Raw genomic sequence first — 7695 nt, forward strand, 5'->3', positions numbered from 1 at the left:
CCGACGCCCCACTGCATGACATTGAACGCCTACCGGAGATCGATCAAGAGTTGTTGCCTAGCAACACCTTTGGCGAATTCTAGCCACCGGGTCCACTTAAGCAGATAAGCAGTACATATGTTCGATATTAGTGGTTTCTACCGCTTCAAACTGTCTGGCAGGCACCGATTGTGGATGAATCGCGTTCTGTGGATAACTTCCCGGCGCTCAGGCTGCGGCCAGCACGTTGGGTTCGTCATCGAGGTCGTCGGTCCGCCGCCGGGACCGCGCTGCCGCATGTACGACCAGCGCGAAGCTGACGGTGATAGGGATGGCAGGGCCGTCCATGCCGCCGGCGAGGACGGCGTCGGCCGTGGTGAAGGCCGGCGGCACGATCTGCGCGTACAGGCTGGCGGCTGTCGGCGCCGCGGCGAAGCCCCACAAGAGCCAGCGCCACTGGCGTTCGCGCACGGTGTCGCCACCGGTGCGGGCGCGGAACACCCCGCGCGCCGCGAGCGCGATGGCGATCCAGGCGGGCACCAGATGGAAAAGCGCAAGGGAGTGCGGGATCGGCGCCGGCAACCGGACGACCAGGCCGGCGTAGGCCAGCGATCCGGCAACGGCCAGTCCCATCGCAGCGCCGTATGACCACATCGGAGCGGAACCGACCCCCGCGTCGGACTGTGCGCGCTGAGTCAGCATGAAAGCGAAAATGGCACTGCCGGGTGCGACGACGCCGAGCACGATGGAGCCCACCCCGATATTGGTCAGCAGATCGTGCTGCGGGATCAGCGGCTGAATCCCGATCCAGATCACGCGCAGCAACGGCGCCGTCATCATCAGGGCGATGCCGTAGGTCATCCAGGCCCGGTGGGTGATCACGTCGCGGCGGCGGATCGCGTAGACCGCGTACCAGGCGCTGCCGAGCGTGCCGATTGCCAAGGCGCGCAACTGCGTTTCGAATGCCGGCCCGATGAAGTGCTGCGCCGGCGGCGTGAAGTACAGGAACACCAAGGCGGTCACCATGCTGACGGACATCAGTGCGAGATACCCGCGGCCCGTCCACCGGTGCATCGCCGGCCACCGGGTGCGCAGTCGCGTCGACAACTGGAACATGGCCAGCGTCAAGGAAAGTCCGGCCAGCGTGGTGTGGACCATCAGGACCACGCGATGCTCGGCATAGGCGCCATGGCGAACCGCTTCGACCGATCCGTCGCCGACCGCGTAGCCGCGACCGTTGATCAGGGTGTTGACGGTGTCCTGCCAACGCGACATGCCGGGGGCGAACAGCGGCCACGCGTAGTTGAGCGCGAGTGGCACGTAGAAGACGGCGATGGCGACCGTGAGCAGGAAGAATCGCCGCGAGACCGCGATTCCCCTGTGGTCGTCCATTTGAACGTCAGATTCTAGGGCCACGCGTGGCCAACCTGCAGTATTTGCTGAATCGGCACCGATGTGCGGGTTTCTGAGCGCTCAGAGTCGATCCATCTCGCGCGCCATGCACGCGTGCTCCAGATAGCTGACGTGAACGGTCCGTGCCGCCGGAGCCGGTGTGGGCGAGGCGAATGCCCGGTGTATGGCGGCCGCGACGGCGTGCTCGACGCCGGTCCACCAGTGCGCGAGTCCTGCGCGGGTGGTGGTCATACCGAACTGCATTGTGGCGGTGAGTGTTTGGTTCATCGGAGTGCTCCTTCGAAAGTGGTGACTCCTACTGTCTCGCTCGGCGCTGCCCACTCCATCGGCCGTGCTGCGTAATTCGCGGGGCGTGGCGTGGCAGCTCCGGGTACGCCATCAGCGCATGCGTACGCGTGGATGCTTAGTCCTCGGCCGCGTGGTTGCCCTCGGGCGGTCAGCGCGAGCGCGACCCACCAGCACGATCCGGTTTAGACCGGGCTGCTGTCGAAAGGAACTGTGATGTTGCTAGGAAGCCGCCCGCCACGACTGATCGACGCGGTCGAACGCGATGGGCAGGGTGATCGGTCCGCTCAGTCCCAGCAACGGCTTCCACGGGACCGGCCCGGTCACGCGGGCGTTGGGCATGCGCTGGGTCATCAGGGCGAGCGCTTCGGCCAGCTCCATCTTGGCCAGGTGCACGCCCAGGCAATAGTGCATACCGGCACCGAAGGTCTGCATCGCTGGGGCGCCCTGACGGGTGATGTCGAGGCGGTCGGGGTCGTCGTACACAGCGGGATCGCGGTTGGCCGCGCCGGTATTCACCTGCATGAAAGTCCCTGCCGGGATCAGCATTCCGGCGAGTTCGACATCTTCGCGAGCCATCCGCAGGGAACTGATGACGATCGGGGAGTGGCGCATGGTCTCTTCGACGGCGCGGTCGGCCAGGTCGGGATGTGCCCCCAGCAGAGCCCATTGCTCGGGGTTTTCGCACAAGACCTGCACCGACGCGGCGACCTGGTTGCGGGTGGTGTCGGTGCCGGCCGCCAGCAGGCCGGTGGAGAGCATTCGCAATTCGTCGGCACTGAGCCGGTCACCGTCCTCCTCTGCGCGGATGAGATCAGAGATCAGGTCATCGGTGAGGTTGTTGCGGCGCCGGGCGACCATGTCGTCGATGTAGGCATCGAGCGCGTCCCAGGCGGTCAGGATCGCGGTCTCGTGCTCGGCGACATGCCAGTCGAAGGCCTGCATGAAGTCGTCCACCCAGTCGGACAACTGTGCCCAGTCCTCGGCTGGGGCACCGAGCAGCGCGCAGATGACCGGGGTGGGGTACTGCCGCGCGATATCGGTCACCACGTCGCAGTGCCCACGTGCGACCTGGCGGTCGACCAGGTCGCTCACGACGTCGACGACTGTCGCGCGGAGTCGGTCAATCGCGCGCCGGCTGAAGGCGGTCGCCACCAGGCGACGCAGACGGGTGTGTTCGGGGCCGTCGATGCTGATGATCGATGTACTGGCGCGATCCCACACTGGGCCGGAGGTGATGCCCTGAGCCACCAGGAACATGCCCTGTGGGATCCGGAAACGCGGGTCCCGCAGCACCTCGTGTGCGAGGTCGTAGGTCAGCACTTCCGGTCCATGCGGCCCCATCGCGATCGGCGCCTGCTCCCGCGCCTCGCGGATGACTGCCTGCGCCTCGTCGGGGCTCTGCGCGCCGGCGTAGTCGATGGTCGGGAGCGCGGCGTCGAAGACGTTCGGAATGCCGCTTGCGGTGGTCATGGCATCGACTATCCGGCGATGCGGCCGGCACATCATCAGCTAAGTGGCGTATATCCGCGCGCAAGTTATGGAGCCGAGCCCAGCGCGTCCTCGATGGCCTCGTCGTACGGTGCGCAATCGCCGGCTCCGGCGGTCAGTGTGGCGAGCGCGCCGGCCGTCACGGCCCGCAGGAGGGCGTGCCGGGGGTCCGCATGCCAGCCCGCGGCCAGCACCCCGGCGAAGACGTCGCCGGCGCCGGTCGTGTCGATCGCCTCGACCTCGGGTGCCGCGATGTGGGTTTCGCCATCGGGCGTGCGATGCACCGCGCCGTCGGCGCCGCGGGTGATCACCAGATGCGGGACGGGCCAATGCCATTGCGCGGCTTCGGTCTCGTTGACGATCACCACGTCGATGACGGCGGCCAGTTCGGCAAGCGCACCCGGGTCGGTGCCCGCCGGAGAAGCATTGAGCATGACCGTCGCGCCGCTCGCCTTGGCCGTCCGTGCCGCGGCCAACGCAGTGGACGGGGGGATTTCCAGCTGCAGCAACAGCACCTCGCAGTCGGCGACCACCGCACGAATCTGCCGTGAGTCCAGGGTCAGGTGCGCGTTGGCACCCGGCGCCACCACGATCATGTTCTCGGCGCTGCGGCCGACCATGATCGCCGCGGTGCCGCTGGGGGTCGGCAGGCTGATGACGCCGTCGAGGCCGACACCGTTGTCCTGCAGGTGCTTTCGCAATACCGCGCCGGTGGCGTCGGTCCCGAGCGCGGCGACCAGCTGGACGTCGGCTCCGGCCCGGGCGGCGGCGACCGCCTGATTACCGCCCTTGCCGCCGGGCTCCGAATGCAGCGACGACGCCAGCACCGTCTGCCCCGGTTCCGGGAGGTCGGCCAGACCGAACACCAGGTCCATGTTCACGCTGCCCACCACAGTGATCCGAGTCACCCGGCCACGGTAGCCCCGACCGGGCTGTACCGCGGATACCTCGTTACCCTGGGTTAATGAGTGTGCACGCAGCTACGGACACCGATCTGCGCCAGCAGGTACATGACGCAGCCCGGCGGGCCCGGGTCGCATCCCGTGCGCTGGCCACACTGACCACCGAAACCAAGAACCGCGCGCTGCATGCTGCGGCCGACGCCCTGCTGGCCGCGGCCGACACGGTGCTGGCCGCCAACGCAGAAGACGTCGAGGCCGCGCGCGCTGCCGGTACCGCCGAAGCGATGATCGACCGCTTGGCCCTGAACAAGCAGCGGGTCGACGGCATCGCCGCCGGGCTGCGCCAGGTCGCCGGCCTGCCCGACCCGGTCGGAGAGGTGCTGCGCGGCAGCACCCTGCCCAACGGCCTGCAGATCCGCCAGCAGCGGGTGCCGCTGGGCGTCGTCGGCATGGTCTACGAGGGCCGGCCCAACGTGACGGTCGACGCCTTCGGTCTGGCCCTGAAGTCCGGCAACGCGGCCTTGCTGCGCGGTAGCTCGTCCGCGGCCCGGTCGAACCAGGCCTTGGTCACCGCACTGCGGTCCGCACTGGCCGCCGAAGGCCTGCCCGAGGACGCGGTCCAGCTGCTGCCGAGCGAGGACCGGGCCAGCGTCACCCACTTGATCCAGGCCCGTGGTCTGGTCGACGTGGTGATCCCGCGCGGCGGCGCCGGCTTGATCGACGCCGTGGTGCGCGACGCCACCGTGCCGACCATCGAGACGGGCGTCGGCAACTGCCACGTCTACGTCCACGAGGCCGCCGATCTGGACATGGCCGAGCGCATCCTGCTGAACTCCAAGACCCGTCGCCCGAGCGTGTGCAACTCGGCCGAGACGCTGCTGGTGGACCGGGCCATCGCCGACACCGCGCTGCCCCGTTTGGTCACCGCGCTGCAGGACGCCGGAGTGACGGTGCACCTGGACCCGAGCGAGGACGAGCTGCGCGCCGAGTTCCTGTCGCTGGACATGGCGGTCGCCGTGGTGGACGGAGTGGACGGCGCCATCGCGCACGTCAACGAGTACGGCACCGGGCATACCGAAGCCATCGTCACGACCAACCTTGCTGCGGCCCAGCGCTTCTCGGAGCAGGTGGACTCCGCTGCGGTGATGGTCAACGCGTCGACGGCGTTCACCGACGGAGAGCAGTTCGGCTTCGGCGCCGAGATCGGCATCTCGACCCAGAAGCTGCACGCCCGCGGCCCGATGGGGCTGCCGGAACTGACATCCACCAAATGGATCGTGTGGGGCGACGGCCAGACCCGGCCCGCGTAGAGGAGAAGAACTTGAGTACACCCGCTCGTTCGGTGCCGCTGTTCGGCGAAAACACCGCCATCGACGATGTCGCCAAGCGACTCGCCGAAACCGGATACCTGCCCGATACCGCAACGGCCACAGCGGTTTTCCTGGCCGACCGGCTGGGCAAACCGCTGCTGATCGAAGGACCGGCCGGTGTCGGCAAGACCGAGCTGGCCCGGGCCATCGCCCAGTGCACCGGTTCGGAGCTGGTGCGGCTGCAGTGCTACGAGGGTGTCGACGAAGCCCGCGCGCTGTACGAGTGGAACCACGCCAAGCAGATCCTGCGCATCCAGTCCGGTCAGCAGTCCGGCGACTGGGACCAGACCAAGCTGGACGTGTTCAGCGAGGAATTCCTGCTGAGCCGTCCACTGCTGACGGCGATCCGGCGCACCGAACCCACCGTGCTGCTGATCGACGAGACCGACAAGGCCGATATCGAGATCGAAGGCCTGCTGCTGGAGATCCTGTCCGACTTCGCCGTCACCGTGCCCGAACTCGGCACCATCAAGGCCAAGCAGACCCCGCTGGTGGTGCTGACCTCGAACGCCACCCGCGAGCTGTCCGAGGCGCTCAAGCGCCGCTGCCTGTTCCTGCACATCGACTTCCCCGACCCCGACCTGGAGCGGCGCATCCTGCTGTCCCGGGTACCCGAGCTGCCGGAGAAGATCGCCGACGAGCTGGTGCGGATCATCGGCGTGCTGCGCGGCATGCAGCTCAAGAAGCTGCCGTCGGTCGCCGAGACCATCGACTGGGGCCGCACGGTGCTGGCGCTGGGCATGGACACCCTGGACGACGCCATGATCGCCGCCACGCTGGGCGTGGTGCTCAAGCACCAATCCGACCAGGTGCGTGCCGCCGGCGAGCTGAAGCTGAACTAGGGCAACTGCCATGGCCGTCGCACGAATCCCAGCGCAACCGCTTGCCCCGCAAGGTATTCCGGGCCACCTGGTGGGGTTCGTCGAAGCCCTGCGCAAGGTGGGGATCAACGTCGGGCCGTCGGAGACCGTCGACGCCGGACGGGTGATGGCGACCCTTGGCCTGGGTGACCGCAAGGTGCTGCGCGAAGGCCTGGCCTGCGCGGTGCTGCGCCGCCCCGACCACCGCGAGACCTACAACGCACTGTTCGACCTCTGGTTCCCCGCGGCCATGGGCGACCGGGCCGTGCTGGAACTCGACGACGATGAGGACCCGGAGAACCGGCCCGACCGGATACCGCCCGAGGATGTCGAGGCGATGCGATCGGCACTGATCGACCTGCTCTCCGACGCCGACATGGCCAGCCTCGACGACCGGCTGATGGCGATGATCGCGCAGATCGTCGACGCCTACGGCAAGTACAACTCCAGCCGCGGCCCGTCGTACTCGTCGTATCAGGCGCTCAAGGCCATGGGGCTGGACCAGCTGGAAGGCAAGCTGCTGGCCGGCCTGCTCGCGCCGTACGGTGACGAGCCCTCACCCACTCAGGAACAGATCGCCAAAGCGATTGCCGCCAAGCGTATCTCGCAGCTGCGGCACATGGTCGAATCCGAGACAAAGCGGCGCACCGCTGAGCAGATCGGCCGCGATCACGTGCAGACGTACGGCATCCCGCAGCTGGCCGAGAACGTCGAATTCCTCAGGGCGTCAGGCGAACAACTCCGCCAGATGCGCAATGTCGTTGCGCCCCTGGCCCGTACCTTGGCGACCCGCCTCGCCGCGCGTCGCCGTCGCTCCCACTCCGGCCAGATCGACCTGCGCAAGACGCTGCGCAAGTCGATGTCGACCGGCGGCGTGCCCATCGATGTCGTCCTCAAGAAGCCGCACCCGGCCCGCCCCGAGCTCGTGGTGCTGTGCGACGTGTCCGGCTCCGTGGCGGGCTTCAGCCACTTCACCCTGATGCTGGTGCATGCCCTGCGCCAGCAGTTCTCGCGCGTGCGGGTCTTCGCCTTCATCGACACCACCGACGAGGTCACCGAGCTGTTCGGGCCGGATGCCGACCTCGCCGTCGCGGTGCAGAAGATCACGCGCGAGGCCGCCGTGTACACGCGGGACGGGCACTCCGACTACGGGCACGCCTTCGTCTCTTTCCTGGACAAGTGGCCCAACGCGCTCTCGCCGCGCACAGCCCTGCTGGTGCTCGGCGACGGCCGTAACAACTACCGCAACCCGCAGGCCGACCTGCTGGCGCACATGGTGAGCGCCAGCCGCCACGCGCACTGGCTCAACCCCGAGCCCAAGCATCTGTGGGGTAGCGGCGACTCGGCCACCGCCAAGTACCAGGACGTCATCACCATGCACGAATGCCGGTCCGC

7 protein-coding genes are annotated in these 7695 nt (G+C 67.9%); 3 read left to right on the plus strand and 4 right to left on the minus strand.

The window, feature by feature from the left end; translation table 11 throughout:
- Positions 1–207 precede the first annotated feature (207 nt).
- The 4 genes from TL10_RS29900 to TL10_RS29070 all read right to left on the minus strand — a co-directional run bounded on the left by TL10_RS29900 (position 208) and on the right by TL10_RS29070 (position 4043).
- Positions 208–1371 carry a DUF2306 domain-containing protein gene (locus TL10_RS29900; RefSeq protein WP_052506585.1) on the minus strand — a complete coding sequence of 388 codons (1164 nt, stop codon included), beginning with the start codon at positions 1369–1371 and terminating at the stop codon, positions 208–210.
- Between the two features lie 81 nt (positions 1372–1452).
- Complete coding sequence (locus TL10_RS29060) at positions 1453–1659, minus strand: hypothetical protein (protein WP_043988397.1); 207 nt, start codon at positions 1657–1659, stop codon at positions 1453–1455.
- Between the two features lie 240 nt (positions 1660–1899).
- The gene (locus tag TL10_RS29065) at positions 1900–3150 is read right to left on the minus strand and encodes a cytochrome P450 (protein ID WP_043988399.1); all 1251 of its coding nucleotides are present in this window, start codon (positions 3148–3150) and stop codon (positions 1900–1902) included.
- A gap of 65 nt (positions 3151–3215) precedes the next feature.
- Positions 3216–4043, minus strand: coding sequence for a ribokinase (locus tag TL10_RS29070; RefSeq protein WP_043988405.1), 828 nt, complete (start codon positions 4041–4043; stop codon positions 3216–3218).
- A gap of 89 nt (positions 4044–4132) precedes the next feature.
- On the opposite strand from TL10_RS29070, the gene TL10_RS29075 reads away from it, so the two are divergent.
- From TL10_RS29075 to TL10_RS29085, 3 genes are all read left to right on the plus strand, one after another.
- Positions 4133–5380 carry a glutamate-5-semialdehyde dehydrogenase gene (locus TL10_RS29075; RefSeq protein ID WP_043988401.1) on the plus strand — a complete coding sequence of 416 codons (1248 nt, stop codon included), beginning with the start codon at positions 4133–4135 and terminating at the stop codon, positions 5378–5380.
- 11 nt (positions 5381–5391) lie between these two features.
- Complete coding sequence (locus TL10_RS29080) at positions 5392–6282, plus strand: AAA family ATPase (RefSeq protein ID WP_082068126.1); 891 nt, start codon at positions 5392–5394, stop codon at positions 6280–6282.
- Positions 6283–6292: 10 nt separating this feature from the next.
- Positions 6293–7695 (plus strand): vWA domain-containing protein (locus TL10_RS29085; RefSeq protein WP_043988407.1); only part of this gene is annotated, 1403 nt, incomplete at its 3' end.

Source organism: Mycolicibacterium llatzerense (assembly GCF_000878195.1).
GTDB classification, from domain to species: Bacteria; Actinomycetota; Actinomycetes; order Mycobacteriales; family Mycobacteriaceae; genus Mycobacterium; species Mycobacterium llatzerense.

Coding starts and splice junctions, on each gene's coding strand:
- TL10_RS29900 (WP_052506585.1), bottom strand. CDS start 1,371: ATGGACGACCACAGGGGAATCGCGGTCTCGCGGCGATTCTTCCTGCTC.
- TL10_RS29060 (WP_043988397.1), bottom strand. CDS start 1,659: ATGAACCAAACACTCACCGCCACAATGCAGTTCGGTATGACCACCACC.
- TL10_RS29065 (WP_043988399.1), bottom strand. CDS start 3,150: ATGACCACCGCAAGCGGCATTCCGAACGTCTTCGACGCCGCGCTCCCG.
- TL10_RS29070 (WP_043988405.1), bottom strand. CDS start 4,043: ATGGACCTGGTGTTCGGTCTGGCCGACCTCCCGGAACCGGGGCAGACG.
- TL10_RS29075 (WP_043988401.1), top strand. CDS start 4,133: ATGAGTGTGCACGCAGCTACGGACACCGATCTGCGCCAGCAGGTACAT.